This is a genomic window from Proteiniphilum acetatigenes DSM 18083, assembly GCF_000380985.1.
Classification (GTDB): domain Bacteria; phylum Bacteroidota; class Bacteroidia; order Bacteroidales; family Dysgonomonadaceae; genus Proteiniphilum; species Proteiniphilum acetatigenes.
On record NZ_KB905698.1, the window covers coordinates 53,522 to 69,324 of the forward strand.

The 15,803-nt window shown below is 45.3% G+C and carries 14 protein-coding genes; 4 read left to right on the forward strand and 10 right to left on the reverse strand.

What is annotated here, in order from left to right:
* Positions 1-15 precede the first annotated feature (15 nt).
* The gene (locus tag F597_RS0112030; protein ID WP_019539999.1) at positions 16-1,278 is read right to left on the reverse strand and encodes a putative DNA modification/repair radical SAM protein; all 1,263 of its coding nucleotides are present in this window, start codon (positions 1,276-1,278) and stop codon (positions 16-18) included.
* Between the two features lie 296 nt (positions 1,279-1,574).
* Here F597_RS0112030 and F597_RS0112035 point away from each other — a divergent pair, with 296 nt between their 5' ends.
* From F597_RS0112035 to F597_RS20730, 3 genes are read left to right on the forward strand one after another with little or no spacing between them, the layout of a single operon-like run.
* Positions 1,575-1,970 (forward strand): DUF6249 domain-containing protein, encoded by a 396-nt coding sequence (locus F597_RS0112035; protein WP_019540000.1) that lies wholly within the window; start codon positions 1,575-1,577, stop codon positions 1,968-1,970.
* Between the two features lie 9 nt (positions 1,971-1,979).
* Positions 1,980-2,543, forward strand: coding sequence for an RNA polymerase sigma factor (locus F597_RS0112040; RefSeq protein WP_019540001.1), 564 nt, complete (start codon positions 1,980-1,982; stop codon positions 2,541-2,543).
* Positions 2,540-2,923: a hypothetical protein gene (locus F597_RS20730; protein WP_019540002.1), complete on the forward strand. Its 384-nt coding sequence runs from the start codon at positions 2,540-2,542 to the stop codon at positions 2,921-2,923. The genes F597_RS0112040 and F597_RS20730 overlap by 4 nt, the downstream gene beginning before the upstream one ends.
* Positions 2,924-2,970: 47 nt before the next feature.
* On the opposite strand, the gene F597_RS0112050 is transcribed toward F597_RS20730, so the two are convergent.
* From F597_RS0112050 to F597_RS0112090, 9 genes are all read right to left on the reverse strand, one after another.
* Positions 2,971-3,843, reverse strand: coding sequence for a polyphosphate kinase 2 family protein (locus F597_RS0112050; protein ID WP_019540003.1), 873 nt, complete (start codon positions 3,841-3,843; stop codon positions 2,971-2,973).
* Between the two features lie 9 nt (positions 3,844-3,852).
* A complete protein-coding gene (locus F597_RS0112055; RefSeq protein WP_019540004.1) occupies positions 3,853-5,475 on the reverse strand; it encodes a S41 family peptidase in 1,623 nt (540 codons plus the stop codon).
* 84 nt (positions 5,476-5,559) lie between these two features.
* Positions 5,560-6,039, reverse strand: coding sequence for a pantetheine-phosphate adenylyltransferase (gene coaD, locus F597_RS0112060; RefSeq protein WP_019540005.1), 480 nt, complete (start codon positions 6,037-6,039; stop codon positions 5,560-5,562).
* A gap of 103 nt (positions 6,040-6,142) precedes the next feature.
* Entirely contained in the window at positions 6,143-8,011 is a 1,869-nt protein-coding gene (locus tag F597_RS0112065) for a DNA topoisomerase IV subunit B (RefSeq protein WP_019540006.1), read from the reverse strand.
* 89 nt (positions 8,012-8,100) lie between these two features.
* Positions 8,101-9,231 carry a GNAT family N-acetyltransferase gene (locus F597_RS0112070; protein ID WP_019540007.1) on the reverse strand — a complete coding sequence of 377 codons (1,131 nt, stop codon included), beginning with the start codon at positions 9,229-9,231 and terminating at the stop codon, positions 8,101-8,103.
* Between the two features lie 77 nt (positions 9,232-9,308).
* The gene (locus F597_RS0112075; RefSeq protein WP_019540008.1) at positions 9,309-10,697 is read right to left on the reverse strand and encodes an MltF family protein; all 1,389 of its coding nucleotides are present in this window, start codon (positions 10,695-10,697) and stop codon (positions 9,309-9,311) included.
* Positions 10,698-10,880: 183 nt separating this feature from the next.
* Positions 10,881-12,161, reverse strand: a complete 1,281-nt coding sequence (locus F597_RS0112080; RefSeq protein ID WP_019540009.1) for an ammonium transporter — start codon at positions 12,159-12,161, stop codon at positions 10,881-10,883.
* 95 nt (positions 12,162-12,256) lie between these two features.
* Positions 12,257-12,616 carry a P-II family nitrogen regulator gene (locus F597_RS0112085; RefSeq protein WP_019540010.1) on the reverse strand — a complete coding sequence of 120 codons (360 nt, stop codon included), beginning with the start codon at positions 12,614-12,616 and terminating at the stop codon, positions 12,257-12,259.
* Between the two features lie 44 nt (positions 12,617-12,660).
* Positions 12,661-13,332 carry a TorF family putative porin gene (locus F597_RS0112090; protein ID WP_019540011.1) on the reverse strand — a complete coding sequence of 224 codons (672 nt, stop codon included), beginning with the start codon at positions 13,330-13,332 and terminating at the stop codon, positions 12,661-12,663.
* 410 nt (positions 13,333-13,742) lie between these two features.
* Here F597_RS0112090 and F597_RS0112095 point away from each other — a divergent pair, with 410 nt between their 5' ends.
* Positions 13,743-15,791, forward strand: coding sequence for a ComEA family DNA-binding protein (locus F597_RS0112095; RefSeq protein ID WP_019540012.1), 2,049 nt, complete (start codon positions 13,743-13,745; stop codon positions 15,789-15,791).
* Positions 15,792-15,803 lie beyond the last annotated feature (12 nt).

Below are 15,803 nucleotides of genomic sequence, written 5' to 3' on the forward strand. Positions count from 1 at the left end.
ATGTTTTAATACCTTCTATTCACCCCAATCGATTGAATATTGCAACAACTCCGCTGCGGCCTTCTTCTGCTTTTGCGACACCTGACGGCGTACATACTGCGGCGTAAGTTCGTTGACGGTCTGCATCGGTAGTTCACGACACACTATAAAATAGCGGGCTCGTTTCATTACTACACCGATTTTCTTCAGTTGCTCTGAAGTCAGCCGGCCATACCGGCGCGAGGTGACGATCAGTTTAGCCGACTTGACACCGATGCCCGGCACGCGAAGGATCACCTCATAAGGAGCTGTGTTCACATCAATCGGGAAAAATTCGGGATGACGTAACGCCCAACCCATTTTGGGATCCACATCCAGATCCAGATCGGGATGGGTATCATCCACCAGTTCCGCAGCCTTGAACTCATAGAACCGCATCAGCCAATCGGCCTGATACAATCGGTTCTCACGTACCAGCGGGGGTTTGGCCAGCGCAGGCAGGCGACTATCCCCGGAATTCACAGGAATATAACCCGAATAATAGACCCGTTTGAAAGAAGGACGTTTGTAGAGAGCTGAAGCCAATGTGAGTATCTGTTTATCATTGTCGGGCGTAGCGCCGATGATCACCTGGGTACTCTGTCCTGCCGGCACGAACTTAGGTGCCGAACGGAATTTTTTGCGGTCTTCGGCACTTTCCAACATCCCCTGCTGGATAAACCGCATGGGAGCGAAAACACTTGGATAATCCTTTTCGGGTGCAAGCAATTTCAGATTCTGTTCCGACGGGATCTCAAGATTCACACTCATACGGTCGACAAGTACCCCGGCCTGGGCGACCAGCTCGCTACTTGCCCCGGGAATGGTTTTCATATGGATATACCCGTTGAAACGATGTACTTCACGCAGGAGTTTCACCACACGCACCATCCGCTCCATCGTATAATCGGGATTGCGCATCACACCGGAACTGAGGAAAAGTCCTTCGATATAATTCCTACGATAAAATTCAATAGTCAATCCTGCCAATTCTTCTGCTGTAAAAGCCGCACGTTTCACATCGTTGCTCCGTCGATTGCCGCAATAGGCACAGTCGTATATACAATGATTGGTAAGCAGTATCTTAAATAACGATATACAACGCCCATCAGGAGTGAAGCTGTGGCAGATGCCCCATCCTGCTGCCGTACCGATCCCTCCCTTCACATTGTTACGCGAGGTGCCGCTGGATGCGCAAGATACGTCATACTTGGCGGCATCGGCAAGGATCTTCAGTTTTTCGAGCGTCTTTTCGTTCATTTTGTATACAACAGATTTTGGCACTTTTCTCAGAAAATGCTCTCCGGGATCGGGAATTGACAAAGTAAAACGGGTACCGCTACTTCTTACCCGATTGCAAAGAAAAGAAATAGAAATCAGATTGACGAATTTAAAATCTTAAAAAACATATCATTGTCAATAAGTTATTAACATATTGACTCCCAGGTAAAATAAGTATTTTGTAAAAATATTTTCCTATTTTTGTAACCGATCCATTAGAGTTGCAGTCCTATGAATGAAAGCAAATTATTATTCACTTTTAAAATGTAACAATTATGTGGGCAGATTTAATACCGGCTCTTGCCATTACGTGCACTATAGGTCTTCCGGTTGTAGCCGGATGGGTATTAGGATTACAGTGGATCAAAAGCCGCAACGCCGAGCGAATGGGGCTTATTAACCAGGGAATTATTCCACCGGACAGTCCGAGAAAAAAATCGGATCCTAACCGGTTGGTATCACTAAGAAACGGGATTGTACTAATCGCGCTTGGAATTGGGATCATGGTAGGATTTCTTTGTTCAGAATATCTCGTTATCGGTCGGGGCAATGAGTTTTGGATGACCGGAGCAAGTATTGTCTTCTTTCTCGGTATTGGCTATCTGGTCTATTTTCTGGTGGTACAAAAAATACCGGTCAGCCGGTTAAAGGAGGAAGCTGAACAGGAATAACCGTTTACGATGAACGAGAATCAACGTGTGCAACAAGTGCTCTCCGGCAACACTTCCGCATTCACATATTTTGTCGAGACTTATCAGGACATGGCGATTACCATCGCTCACCGGATATGCGGCAATATGCAGGATGCGGAAGATGTCGTGCAGGAGAGTTATGTAAAGGCATACAAGAATCTTCATAGCTTCCGTTCGGAGAGTAAATTCTCTACATGGCTTTACCGCATTGTCTACAATACGGCAGTCACCCAGACAAAAACACAGATATGGACGGATAGCGGGGAGATGCAAGCGGAAAGTACCCTCTTTCCGGTTGACAACAGCCTGCAGGTCGATATGGAAGAAACGGAACGCAAGGAGATGGTAGCCAATATTCTGCAAAAAATGCCTAAAGGAGACGCACTACTGCTTACGCTCTATTATATGGAAGAGAATCCTGTCAAAGAGATCGCCAAAATTACCGGGCTGAATGATTCCAATGTAAAAGTGAAATTGTTCAGGGCAAGGAAAATATTTAAGGAGTTATGGGTAAAACGCTATAAAGAAGCACTATTCATGGAGGAGACATGATGGAAGAAAAGAAACATACACAAAATGAGGAGCATCTTATCCGTGGGATGATGCAGGGTGCAAAACTAAAAGCATCCGATAATCTGAAATATCGGATCATGCAACAGATAGAGACCGAGCAGGCACTCACTCCATCGAAAATAAGCGACCGGAAAGAATCCGGCAATATACTGAAAGAATTCGGATCGATCTTCGGCACGATGTATGGCGTGTTGGCAGTGATGATTGCAGCAACATACTTCCTCTTCGGCCAGGAATACCTGTTCAGTCCCCAATTCCTAGGTACAGTGATCCTGGTTGCGTCCGTTTTCAGCCTGTTATGGTTGATTTCACGCCTTGATTCACATCTACAGAGAAAGAAAAAAATAGAGAACAAGTAAATCGGCCTGCATTCAATCAACCGCACTTAAATAGCATACAGGTAAAATTATTGCTTCATTAAAATTTCACGTGCTTTTTGCAGCATCTCGGGCGATTCTGCAGGCGGGTAACGCAGGTCGAGTGACCTGAACAGCTCAAGGATGATATCACCCACCGCCACACGTGCAAAGAATTTCTTATCGGCAGGAATCACATACCATGGTGCATAGGGCTTCGAGGTCTTCTCCAGCATCTCCTCAAATGCTTTTTCGTAATCATCCCACTGCTCACGGGCCTGCAAATCGGCCGAACTGAACTTCCAGTTTTTGTCGGGTTCATCAATACGGGAAATAAAACGCTCTTTCTGCTCCTCTTTCGATACGTTTAAAAAGAATTTAAGGATACGCATACCGTTGCGGTAAAGGTGTCGCTCTATCGCATTAATATCTTCATAGCGGGCATTCCAAAACTGTTTATCGATATTTTCTACCGAACCATACCCAGGGATACGTTCGTTAAGTATCCATTGCGGATTGACTTTTGTCGCCAGCACATTCTCATAATGCGAACGGTTGAAGATCTCTATCATCCCACGCTGGGGTAAAGCGATATAGTGACGCCAGAAATAGTCGTGTTCCAATTCGTTCTTGGTGGGTGTTTTAAAGCTGTGTACCCGACACCCTTGCGGATTGATACCCGACATCACGTGACGGATCACTCCATCTTTCCCGGCAGCATCCCGCGCCTGAAGGATGATCAACAACGAATACCGGTCGTCGGCATAGAACATCTCCTGAAATTTCTTCAACTCTTTGATGTTCCGCTTAATCTCCTCTTTGGCGGTCTTCTTGGTATATCCTCCATCTTCGCAGGTAGGGAAATCTTTCAGGGTGACTTCATCTCCCTCCTGCACACGGAACTTACTGTAATCGAAATTCATACCGCAATATTATTTGTTTTGCCCCACGTTACCGCCTACCCCTTTCAGTAGTCCCTGATAACGGTTATCATCGGAGATAATCTTCAATCCTTCCATAAAGATATCGTTTTCTTCATTGATGATCCGAAAAAATGCCGACGAATCATACAGATCCCTGGCGATCAATGCTTTTAGTTGCGCAAATATCAACGGACGGGAAGAGGCGAATTCTTCTTCATCCCATTCTATCTTCTCGTCGGCGGCAAGTTTCTTTAATCTGGGAGTTATCGCCTCCGTTACCTGATAATCCGCGTTGAAGCTATTGATATCCGGATATTTTTGCAGCAATTCCTGGCGATGATTATCCACCTCGGATATAGCCAACTTGTAGATCACATTCATACCGTTCAATCGGGCGTGCAGCATAGTTCCTCTCGTCGTGTCAATCGGCACAAAATAATCCGGCATAATACCTCCGCCACCATACACCGTACGTTTGTTTACCAATGTAGTGTATTTAAGCGAATCAGGGAAATGAATACTGTCAGCCTGAAACAGTTCACCGTGATTGTAACGATTCACAAAATCCTGATTGTATGTATCCTGGTCCCCGTTCTCATACGGTTTCTGGATACTTCTGCCGGTAGGGGTATAATACCTCGCCACGGTCAGACGGATCATGCTCCCGTCGGGAAGTGGTAACTGGCGTTGTACCAATCCTTTTCCAAACGTCCTTCTCCCGACTATCACACCTCTGTCCCAATCCTGAATGGCGCCGGCCAGGATCTCACTTGCGGATGCCGAGGCCTCATTGACCAATATCACCAGCTTTCCCCCTTTCAGTTCATCATCACCCGTGGCATTCATTGTATAGCGCGGCTGATTCTTTCCTTCGGTATAGACAATCAGTTTGCCGTCTCCCAAAAATTCATCCACTATATCATTGGCTGTCTGAAGTATCCCCCCTCCATTATCAGTCAGGTCAAGAATGAGGTGATCCATACCCTGCGACCTCAACTCCTGCTCCGCCTGCCGGAACTCATCACCCGAAGTGATACCGAAGCGACTCAGACGGATATACCCTATATCATCGGCCACCATATAGGAAGCATCGATACTGGTGATAGGGATCCTATCCCGGACAATCCGGAAAGGCATCAATTCCGGCACACCTCTGCGGAGCACTTTTACATTCACTTCAGTCCCTTTAGGGCCCCGAAGCATAGACACGACATCCTGGTTATTCTTCTTCACCCCGGCAATAAGCGTATCATTCACATAAATGATCTTATCTCCCGGCATAATACCGACCTTCTGCGACGGGCCACCGGAGATAACCTCCATTACATAGAGCGTATCGGTCAGCATATTGAACGATATACCAATCCCATCAAAGTTCCCCTGTAAAGGCTCATTCATGGCCTTCACCTCCTCCTTATTGAGATAGGTGGAATGCGGATCCAGTTCTTTCAACATGCCGCGTATGGCCGCTTCGGTCAGCCCTGAGGCATCCACATCGTCCACATACAGCCCCTGAATAAGTTGGAGGGTTCTCTCTAACTTGACACCTTCGGGTGACGGTCTGAATTGGGCATAAACACATCCGGTTAAAAACAGTGTACCTAAAACAATCGGTATTATTCTTTTTAGCATTTTTATTTTTTTGAGAGGTTTTATTCTTTTAATTCGATTCATCAGACAATCTCTATCCTTGTTTTCATTTAACGAAATAGTCCATTAAAATAACTCCATCCCTTCCGGGATAAAGCCACTCACATCGTACCCGTAACGCAACAATTCCCTTACATGGGATGAACTGACATGGGTCAGGGCAGGTTCCGTAAATAGTACAAACGTCTCAATTCCCGAAATAGTTCGGTTCATGTCGGCTATCGTTTTTTCATATTCGAAATCTATTACCGACCTGATACCCCGTAAAATATATTGTGCACCCACCTTTTGTGCAAATTCTATGGTGAGGGAGTCGTAACTCTCCACCCTTACCCGCGGTTCGTTTTCGTATAATCCACGGATCATCCTGAGTCGTTGATCCAGGGGGAAAAATGACTTTTTCGCTTCATTAATCCCTATGGCGATCACAATTTCATCCACCAGCGATAATCCCCTTCTTACGAGCGACTCATGACCTATGGTGAAAGGGTCGAACGTACCGGGAAACAAGGCGATTCTATATTTAGCAACATCCATCTGAGACATATTTATTGGGGATGTGAGATTTGAGATGTGGGATGTGGAAAATGATTAATTACAAATTACTAATTACAAATCAACCAATCACCTAACCACCTTTCCACCTTAATCAAGCGACCTCATCTTCTTCAACAACCAGATTTTCAATAATAAAAGATTGGCGTTCAGGAGTATTTTTGCCCATATAGAATTCGAGCAATTCTTTCAGAAGGTCTTCTTTACGCATGGTCACCCTATCCAGTCGGATATCCTCACCGATAAAGTTACGGAATTCGTCGGGCGATATTTCACCCAGCCCTTTGAATCGGGTTATTTCGGGGTTGGGTCCCAGCTCTTCAATAGCACTGAGGCGCTCTTCCTCCGTATAGCAATAAAGAGTTTTCTTTTTGTTACGCACCCTGAAAAGAGGTGTTTGCAGGATATAGACATGCCCCTTTTTGATCAGGTCGGGGAAGAACTGCAGGAAGAAGGTAAGCAGCAGCAGGCGGATATGCATCCCGTCGGTATCGGCATCGGTAGCAATGATCACTTTATTGTACCGCAAGCCGTCCATATTTTCCTCAATATTGAGTGCCGCTTGCAGGAGGTTGAATTCCTCATTCTCATACACGATCTTCTTTGTCAACCCGAAGCAGTTCAGGGGTTTTCCCCTTAGGCTGAATACCGCCTGCAGGTTGGGATCACGGCTTTTAGTGATGGAGCCGCTGGCTGAGTCCCCCTCAGTAATGAAGATGCAAGTCTTATCCCTGTCATCCCCTTTGGCATCGTTGTAATGGATACGGCAATCTCTCAGTTTCTTATTGTGCAGATTGGCTTTTTTCGCCCGCTCGCGAGCCAGTTTGGTCACACCTGCTATGGCTTTACGCTCTTTCTCCGAATCAAGTATCTTTTTCTGTAGTACCTCTACAGTATCAGCATTCTTATGCAGATAATTATCCAGTTCTTTTTTGAGGAAGTCGTTAATATGTTTGCTCACTGAGATACCATTGGGTGTCATCTCCTTGGAGCCGAGTTTCGTCTTTGTCTGCGACTCGAACACCGGCTCTTCCACCTTGATACTGATGGCTGCCACCATACCGTTACGAATATCAGAGTACTCAAAGTTACGGTTGTAGAACTCTTTGATCACACGTGCAGTCGCCTCCCGGAAAGCAGCAAGATGGGTTCCCCCCTGAGTAGTATGCTGTCCGTTGACAAACGAATAATACTCTTCACCGTACTGGTTGGTATGGGTAATTGCCACCTCTATATCTTCACCGAAAAGATGGATAATAGGGTAAAGTTCTTCGGAGGTGAGGTTTTCGTTCAACAGGTCTTCCAATCCGTTTTTCGAACTGAATTTTTTATCGTTGAAAACAATGGTCAGGCCGATATTCAAAAAGACATAATTCTTCAGTAACGGCTCAATATGTTCGTCGCGGTAATGATACTCTCCAAATATTTCCACGTCAGGGGTAAAACTCACATAAGTTCCGTTTGGATTTGTGGTCGCCACAATCTCCCTGTCATTCGAGAGCACACCCTGCACAAACTCCACCGCCTTCATTTGCCCCTCCCGGAAACATTCCATTGCAAAAGAAGAAGAGAGCGCATTCACAGCTTTAATACCCACACCATTCAATCCCACAGACTTTTTAAATGCCTTGGAATCATATTTGGCGCCGGTATTCATTTTGGAGCAGACATCCTTCACTTTACCGAGTGGTACACCACGCCCGTGGTCACGAACAGCCACACTTCCATTTTCAATAGTCACCTCGATGGTCTTACCGTATCCCATCATAAATTCATCAATGGCATTGTCCAACACCTCTTTCAGAAGGACATAGATACCATCGTCATACGAAGATCCGTCGCCCAGCTTCCCGATATACATTCCGGGCCGCCGGCGGATATGTTCTTGCCACTCTAAGGTGACAATATTCTCTTCCCTATAATTATTATCGGCTATTTGTATGTCTTTTTCCGTTTCGTTCACTATTCTATTTCATTAAAATCAGACTATTTTCCACCATGGTATAGCTCAAGCAAACTTGACTCTGCTCATTTGGCTTATAAAATAGTCCTTTATAAATTTTTTATAAATGCTCTCCGCCTTTTGTGTTGCTTTGTTTCCAGGCTATTCCACATGGAATGCACTTTACTGTTTATTTCCAGTTCGGGGTTACTCTCGGCATATTCAAATCCCAATCGGTTGGCTGCCGGGATAAACTCGTTGAACATTAGCGCATTCAGCCCTTTACCCTGATATTCGGGATCTACCGCCACCATTAACAAGTCGAGCACGTTGGTATCTTTTCCTTTTAACGCTTTGTAGAGGTGATACCAGCCGGTAGGCACAAATCGGCCTCTGGCTTTTTGTAATGCCTTGGCAATACTGGGAAGGCCTATGCCCACCCCTACCAGTTTATTGTCTTCCTGGCGAATCACCAATGTGAGGAATTCCAAACGAAGCATCGGGATATACATATCGACGTAATAATCAATCTGCCGGTCGGTCAACTCCACATATCCATAAAGATCTTTATAGGCACGGTTGATCAACTTAAAGATATCCCTCGCGTAGGGCAAAACATCCTTCTTACTCTCGAGATGCTTCACATCAAGCCCGAAACGTTTTTTTACGATCTCCGAGGCGCGCAGGAACCGCTCCGGCATCTCTTTGGGAATGGTGATAAGAAATTCAACCCAATCCTGATCCTTCACATACCCTATACGCTCCATATGACCTATATAGTAGGGATAATTGTATATGGTAGAGAGGGTACTTATCTGGTCGAATCCCTCTACCAACATCCCTTCGTGGTCGAGATCTGTAAAGCCGAGCGGCCCGTGTATCTTGTCCATCCCCCTCGACCGGGCCCAACTCTCAGCCGCACCGAAAAGGGCATCCACCACCTCACTATCATCAATAAAATCCACAAACCCGAATCGCGCATTCCGTTCGTTCCATCTCTCATTCGCCTTATGATTGATGATAACAGCAATTCGGCCTACGATCTTATCATCGCGATATGCAAGGAAATAGATCGCATCACAATGATCGAATGCCGGATTTTTACTCCAGTTGAGTGTGGCTCTCTCATCGTAGATCAACGGAGGGACAAAATACTCATTCCCTTCATAGAGATCGATACCGAATTGGATGAATTTTTTCAAATCATCTTTCGTTCTGACTTTATTGATTATGACTGACATGTTTTATTTTCTGTAAATATGATTTTTACACCGATGGCAAAGATAGTGATTTTTTTATTGAATGATCAACAGGATTTTCATTCTTTCACCTTCTCCTTGTATATCTCCCATCTGTCTATCACATCGCGTACATATTTGATTGTTTCATCTGCCCTGAAATAACCGTTCTTACAAACCGGATCGCTGTAATACTGCTCTAAACGTTTCAATTGCAGATAACGTTCCACATTCCCTTCCCAAACCTCTTTATCACCACCGTATTTTTCGGTGAGTGCCAATGCATCGAATACATGGCCGAGGCCTCCGTTATAAGCAGCTAAAGCCATTTTTATTCTCTCATCAGGATTATTTATAAAACGGAAAATGTGAAGCAGATTTTTCAGGTATTCCGTACCTGCACTTATGTTTTTCTCAGGATCAAAAAGTTGCCCTCCTTCTGCACCCAACGAAGCGGCAGTAGCCGGCATTAATCCCATCAGTCCTGTAGCACCCGCCCATGATTGTCCTTCCGTCTCGAATCTGGACTCCTGATAGGAAACCGAAGCAAGCAGCCGCCAGTCGATTCCCGACTCTTTCCCATATCGTTTGAAATAGGAATCAAAAGGGGAAATAACCCCATGGCCGGAAATCTCCCGGAAAGAGGGGCGGCCAATATTAGAGTACCCTTTTGTTTCTTCAAAATAGCGTTTAACGATCCGTAAGAAGGCCGATTCGGAAGAGCGGTTTTCAATCCAGCTATTCAGGGAATCGGCAAGCAGGGGGGTGTCTTTTCTCACCACCCACGAAGAGCGTTGGTCGAAACTGACCGGGAGGTTTACATTCAGATTTCCAAAATAGGTATGATTGACCAAAGCCAGGTCATCGTCGGCTACTGTATAGGCGATCTCCCCTCGCGAAACCATCCGGATCAGGTCTTCAACCACGATAGTGTCACTGTCAACCTTATCTATCACGATGCCTCCACCCAACTCATTATTCAGATTGTTTATCCTGTCGAGATACTTCGACTTATCAATCACCGTCACCTGCTTACCGATTAAACCGGTCACATCCGTCAACAGGGTATCTCCCTGTCCCGCACGTTGTACCAACACCTGATGTGAAATTTGCCGGAGCCCGCAATATAGTATTGAATCTTTCAAAGCATTGGTGACCGGTATACTGTAAGCAATTACATCAGCTTCCTTGTTTTGTAGCATCTCTACCATAGTTCCTGTATTCCCGGCCACAATAATCTCCGGGACTAATCCATGATGCTTGCAGAAATCACGAATCATATCGTAATGGTATCCCATGGGTTGATCCCGGTATATGAAATAGGAAGTGGATGTATTCAGAGTCAGTATGCGTAATGTATCCGACTCTACAATCTGAGGAAAATCGTACGTCCTCTCCTGCCTGCCCCAGTTCCCGCATGACAGGCACAGGATAACGGGAAACAGTAAAAACAATAGAGCTTTGCTCATATCCTGTTTAAGTTAAAAACCGGGGCAAATATAGTGAAAGCCGAGAGAAAAGCCAAGCTTGCTTAGGTTTTTCCGAGGCGCATCCTATATTATGGAAATTTAGTGAAAGCCGAGAGAAAAAACAAGCCGCCCTTGTAGAGGCAGCTTGTCCCGAAATTAAGAAAAATCAAATGACGGGTGGTTTTATTCATACGCTATTTCACCGTGTTCGGAGATATCGAGTCCGACAGATTCGCTTTCTGCACTCGCTCTGATTCCCACCATAGCATCCACGATCTTGAATAATATCCATGTCATGACCGCACTGAATACAATGGTGGCAGCAGTCGCCACGACCTGTATCCATAACTGGTTCCAATCACCGTAGAGCGCTCCCTGTGCTCCCCCTTCACCAGTAATCGCCTGTGTGGCAAAAATCCCGATGAGAAGGGAACCAACGATTCCCCCGATACCATGTACTCCGAAAGCATCCAATGAATCATCGTAACCTAACTTGGGTTTCACATATGCCACCATAAAGAAGCAAACCAAACCGGCCACCAGACCAATGACAAAAGCGCCCAATACGCCGGAAGAGCCGGCAGCAGGCGTAATGGCGACCAGACCGGCAATAACGCCCGTACAAAAACCAACCACAGTCGGCTTCTTGTTGATAACCCAGTCGAGCACCGCCCATGTCAGCGCCGCAGTTGCTGCGGCTATATTGGTAACCAGTAATGCACTTGCAGACAAGCCGTCTGCCGCCAGGCCGCTTCCGCCGTTAAATCCCAGCCATCCCAACCACAGCAAAGCCGTACCGATCACTACAAACGGCACATTATGCGGGGTAATAGGTGTGGCTCCTTTCACATTCCATCCTTTTCTTTTGCCGAGCAGGACAGCCATCACCAATGCTGATATCCCTGCGTTGATATGTACCACGGTACCACCTGCAAAATCGATGGCACCCATTTCACCTATCCAGCCGCCGCCCCATACCCAATGGGCTAACGGATTATAAATCACCAGCGCCCACAACACGGAGAACAGCAGAAAACCACTGAATTTGATACGTTCGGCAAATGCACCGACGATCAATGCAGGCGTAATAACGGCAAACATTCCCTGAAACGACACAAACAAAAGTTCGGGAATGGTATAACCGTCAAGCAGATCATTGATTCCTACGCCTTGCAGGAATATTTTATCGAAACCACCCACAACAGCATTCAAACCTCCCTCCAGCGAAGTAAAGGCCAGGCTATAACCAATCGCGACCCACTCTATAATGATTACAGCGGCCAGAATAAGACACTGCATCAATACACTCAATACATTCTTCCGGCGTACCAACCCTCCGTAGAACAGGGCCAGCCCGGGAATGGTCATCATCATTACAAGAATAGTGGCTACTATAATCCAGGCAGTATCACCGCTGTCCAGAGCAGGTACCGCATCGTCCTGTGCAAAAGCAATGGCAGGCATGGCAAATAATGCGCAAAACATCATTATATATCTTATTATTTTATGCTTCATAATCTGTAAAAGTTATTGTTTAATCATTCTGTCTTTTGGGAGTTTTAAGCATCCTTCTGCTCTTTGTCATACAATGACTCATCACCACGGTCTCCTGTGCGGATCCGGATGGATTGCTCAATGGTTGACACGAAAATCCGGCCGTCACCGCTTTCACCCGTATAAGCGGATCGTAAAATAGCGTCGATCGATTTTTGCACATTCACTTCCCTGACCACGAAAGAGAGATAAATACGCTCGATGGCATTGACATCGTAAGCGATCCCCCGGAAAATAAGACCCTGTTTTGCCGTTCCCTGACCTTTTACCCCCCACCATGAAAGGAAGTCTATGTCAGCCTCATGCAAGGCAGCCCGAACTTCGTCGAACTTTGACTTGCGGATAATTGCTTCAATTTTCTTCATAAGTGTTTGTTATAATTAATATTTAGTGTAAAGAATAGATTTTATCAAAAACTCATACCGAAGACCAGGAAGACATCCTTCGTATCAGGATTCAGAATTGCCTGGGTAAAGACCGGAAGTGAAAATGAATCGGTGATGGTTATCTCTTTGCTTGCTTTTATCGACGCATTGATCAACGCGAACCCATCTGAATAAGCGCCTTCCCAGGGAGTTGCCCCCAATATCAAATCCACATTGACACTCCCCACCGGGAGGGTATAAGATGCTTCAAAATAGCTGGAATAATCATCATCTCCTGCAAAATTGGTATTCCAGGCCAATGAAAGGGGGAATGCTTCTCCGAACGAATAGCCTAACGTGGCTTCGAAAACATGCTCCGAATAATCAAAATAACTACTGCCTTCACCGTCCGGAAGATTCCTGGGAAAGAAATAATCGGTCACCAATACCGAAAAATTGCCAATGGAGTAACCGGCATACAGGTCAAACTCCCTCCAGCTACTTTCGAAACTGGTCGAACCCCATGCCCCGATTGAAAAATTGCCTGCCGAAAGTGAAATACCCGGTTGTACTGAAGCCGGGCCACTATACAAACCACGCCAGATATACGAACTTACAATATCAGCCCCTGCCGAGACAGCCACCTCCTGCCCTTTGACCCCATTTGCAGCTCCTAAGACTGCAATCAGCACAAAAAATAATTTTACCTTTTTCATCTTTTTTGCTTTTTAAATGAATAACCTTCAATCTTTAATCTATATGTAACCAAAACCTAAAACAAACAATCTTTTTGAAATCAAATACAGGAAAATAAAATCCTTTTGATATTTTTACGATGCAAAGGTAATCAAAAAGATTATAAAACAAATAAAAACATAACATTTTGATTAAAATATCTCAAAAAAATATACACTAAGACATAAATAATGGGCTATTATCTATAAAAAAGTCAATCTATCAACTCATAATCAAATATTTATGGAATAAGAAAAAAAATCGTTATTTTTGTGTGAAACCGGGTACGAATTGAGTAGTGGCTATGAGTGTGCCATTTAGAGCAAACCTTTGAATTGAGAAACAAATATCGAAAATGAAATGAAGATGTTACAATCAAAAATCAAAACCAATGAAACCCTGTCTCTGGATCTTTATCCTATTTTCCTGTCTCTCAGAGATATCTTACGCACAACAATTTAACGACTGGCGTAAAATTGTGGAACAGCTGGCCGAAGAAGAAATGAATGAAACCGCCATCGAAAACATGTATGAAGAATTGCTGCAACTGGAAAACAACCCCATGAATCTGAACATGGTGACCCGTGAACAACTGGAAAATTTCCCGTTGCTGTCTATAGAGGAAGCCGGTGCCATTTTCCGTTTCTTAGAGAGGAATCGACCCATATACACTGTGTTCGAATTAAGGAACATACCGCTCCTCGACATCAAAACCGTAGAAATGATACTTCCTTTTTTCCGGGCAGGCGACGCAGAAAAAAGGGAAGCACGCCTGCAAGCGAACGATATACTGAAGTATGGTCGCCACGAAGCCCAATTCCGTTTTGACAAAACGTTGACACAGCGTGCGGGCTACGGAGAGTTTTCGGACAGTATTCTTGAACGGTATCCCAACCGGAAATACCGAGGGGAAGATTTTTACACCTCTCTCCGCTATTCATTCCGTTACCGGAACAGAATACAGATGGGTTTTACTGCGGAAAAAGACGCAGGAGAGCCTTTCTTCAAACCAGACTATCCTAAAGGATATGACCACTATGGCGCCCACTTGATCATTAATGATATAGGGCGACTAAGCACGGTCGCCCTGGGAGATTACCGGCTCTCTTTTGGCCAGGGATTGGTATTGAACAACGACTTTATGATCAGCAAATCATGGAGCAGTGCCAATATTGCCCGACGGACATTGCAACCCAAACGCCATTTCTCCACCGCCGAAAATGGTTTCTTCAGGGGTGCTGCCGCAGTAGCAGAATTTGGAAATTTCTCCGTCACCGGCTTTTATTCCAATAAAAAGATCGATGCTAACCTGTCGGACGATGGCGATATCACCTCTTTTAAAGTGGATGGCCTGCATCGCACCCCATTGGAAATCGAGAAGAAAAAGAATACGCGGGAACAGGTGGCGGGAGGCAACATCAATTTCCGGAAAAATCGCCTCCAACTGGGTATCAGCGGTATATTCCATCAATACGACAAGATGTATAATCCCACACTTCGGGACTACAATCTTTACTACTTACGTGATTCCTCTAATTTCAACGCAAGTATCGATTACTCTTATCAACTCCCGGGATTGATTTTTGCAGGAGAAACAGCAATTGCTAAAAACGGTGCAGTCGCCACGTTGAACACCCTGCAATACCGCTTCTCCGGCAACCTCTCTTTTTCCCTGCTCCACAGGTATTACCCCGTCTCTTACAATGCCCTGTATGCCCAGGCGTTCTCAGAAGGGAGCAGCGTACAAAACGAACATGGATTGTATATCGGCACGGAATTCAGTCCATTTTCAAAATTCTCAGTGACCGCTTATGCTGATTTCGTCCGGTTTCCCTGGTTGAAATATGGAATAGATACGCCGTCGAATGCGGTTGACCTCTATTTTCTGGGAACCTATACCCTGTCGCGTCAATCATTTCTGGAAGTACGATACAAGTACAAACAAAAGGAGAAGAATACCGCCTGGCCGGATGAAAAAAGCCGGTCGGTACTCCCCTATGCCACCCATAAATTCCGCTTCAGGTACTCCCACGATCTCCGGAGCGGGTGGAATTTCCGGACTACCGCGGATATGGCGCATTATAAAGAGAAACACTTCCCTGCTGAAAACGGATTTATGCTCTCACAAAATATCGGCTACCGGGGAAAGGGAACGTTAACCGGAGATGCTTATCTGGCCTGGTTCAATGCCGACACCTACGATGCAAGGCTTTATTCCTATGAACGGAACCTGCTGAACACCTTTTATATGCCCTCTTTTTACGGAAAAGGCTACAGGCTGGCATTTTCCGCAAAATACGCGATCACCGACAATCTCTCTTTCTCCGTGAAATTTGGACATACCCGCTATTTCAACCGCGACACCATTGGAACCGGCACCGAACTGATCGACGGGAATAACCGTACCGATATTTTCACGTATATCAGATGGGTGTTTTAGAGATACGAAATA

Excerpts from the sequence above, each read along its gene's own strand:
- F597_RS0112030 (WP_019539999.1), bottom strand. The coding sequence starts at position 1,278 with ATGAACGAAAAGACGCTCGAAAAACTGAAGATCCTTGCCGATGCCGCC.
- F597_RS0112050 (WP_019540003.1), bottom strand. The coding sequence starts at position 3,843 with ATGAATTTCGATTACAGTAAGTTCCGTGTGCAGGAGGGAGATGAAGTC.
- F597_RS0112075 (WP_019540008.1), bottom strand. The coding sequence starts at position 10,697 with ATGAGCAAAGCTCTATTGTTTTTACTGTTTCCCGTTATCCTGTGCCTG.
- F597_RS0112040 (WP_019540001.1), top strand. The coding sequence starts at position 1,980 with ATGAACGAGAATCAACGTGTGCAACAAGTGCTCTCCGGCAACACTTCC.
- F597_RS0112085 (WP_019540010.1), bottom strand. The coding sequence starts at position 12,616 with ATGAAGAAAATTGAAGCAATTATCCGCAAGTCAAAGTTCGACGAAGTT.
- F597_RS0112090 (WP_019540011.1), bottom strand. The coding sequence starts at position 13,332 with ATGAAAAAGGTAAAATTATTTTTTGTGCTGATTGCAGTCTTAGGAGCT.
- F597_RS0112080 (WP_019540009.1), bottom strand. The coding sequence starts at position 12,161 with ATGCCTGCCATTGCTTTTGCACAGGACGATGCGGTACCTGCTCTGGAC.
- F597_RS0112070 (WP_019540007.1), bottom strand. The coding sequence starts at position 9,231 with ATGTCAGTCATAATCAATAAAGTCAGAACGAAAGATGATTTGAAAAAA.
- F597_RS0112055 (WP_019540004.1), bottom strand. The coding sequence starts at position 5,475 with ATGCTAAAAAGAATAATACCGATTGTTTTAGGTACACTGTTTTTAACC.
- coaD (WP_019540005.1), bottom strand. The coding sequence starts at position 6,039 with ATGTCTCAGATGGATGTTGCTAAATATAGAATCGCCTTGTTTCCCGGT.
- F597_RS20730 (WP_019540002.1), top strand. The coding sequence starts at position 2,540 with ATGATGGAAGAAAAGAAACATACACAAAATGAGGAGCATCTTATCCGT.
- F597_RS0112035 (WP_019540000.1), top strand. The coding sequence starts at position 1,575 with ATGTGGGCAGATTTAATACCGGCTCTTGCCATTACGTGCACTATAGGT.
- F597_RS0112095 (WP_019540012.1), top strand. The coding sequence starts at position 13,743 with ATGAAACCCTGTCTCTGGATCTTTATCCTATTTTCCTGTCTCTCAGAG.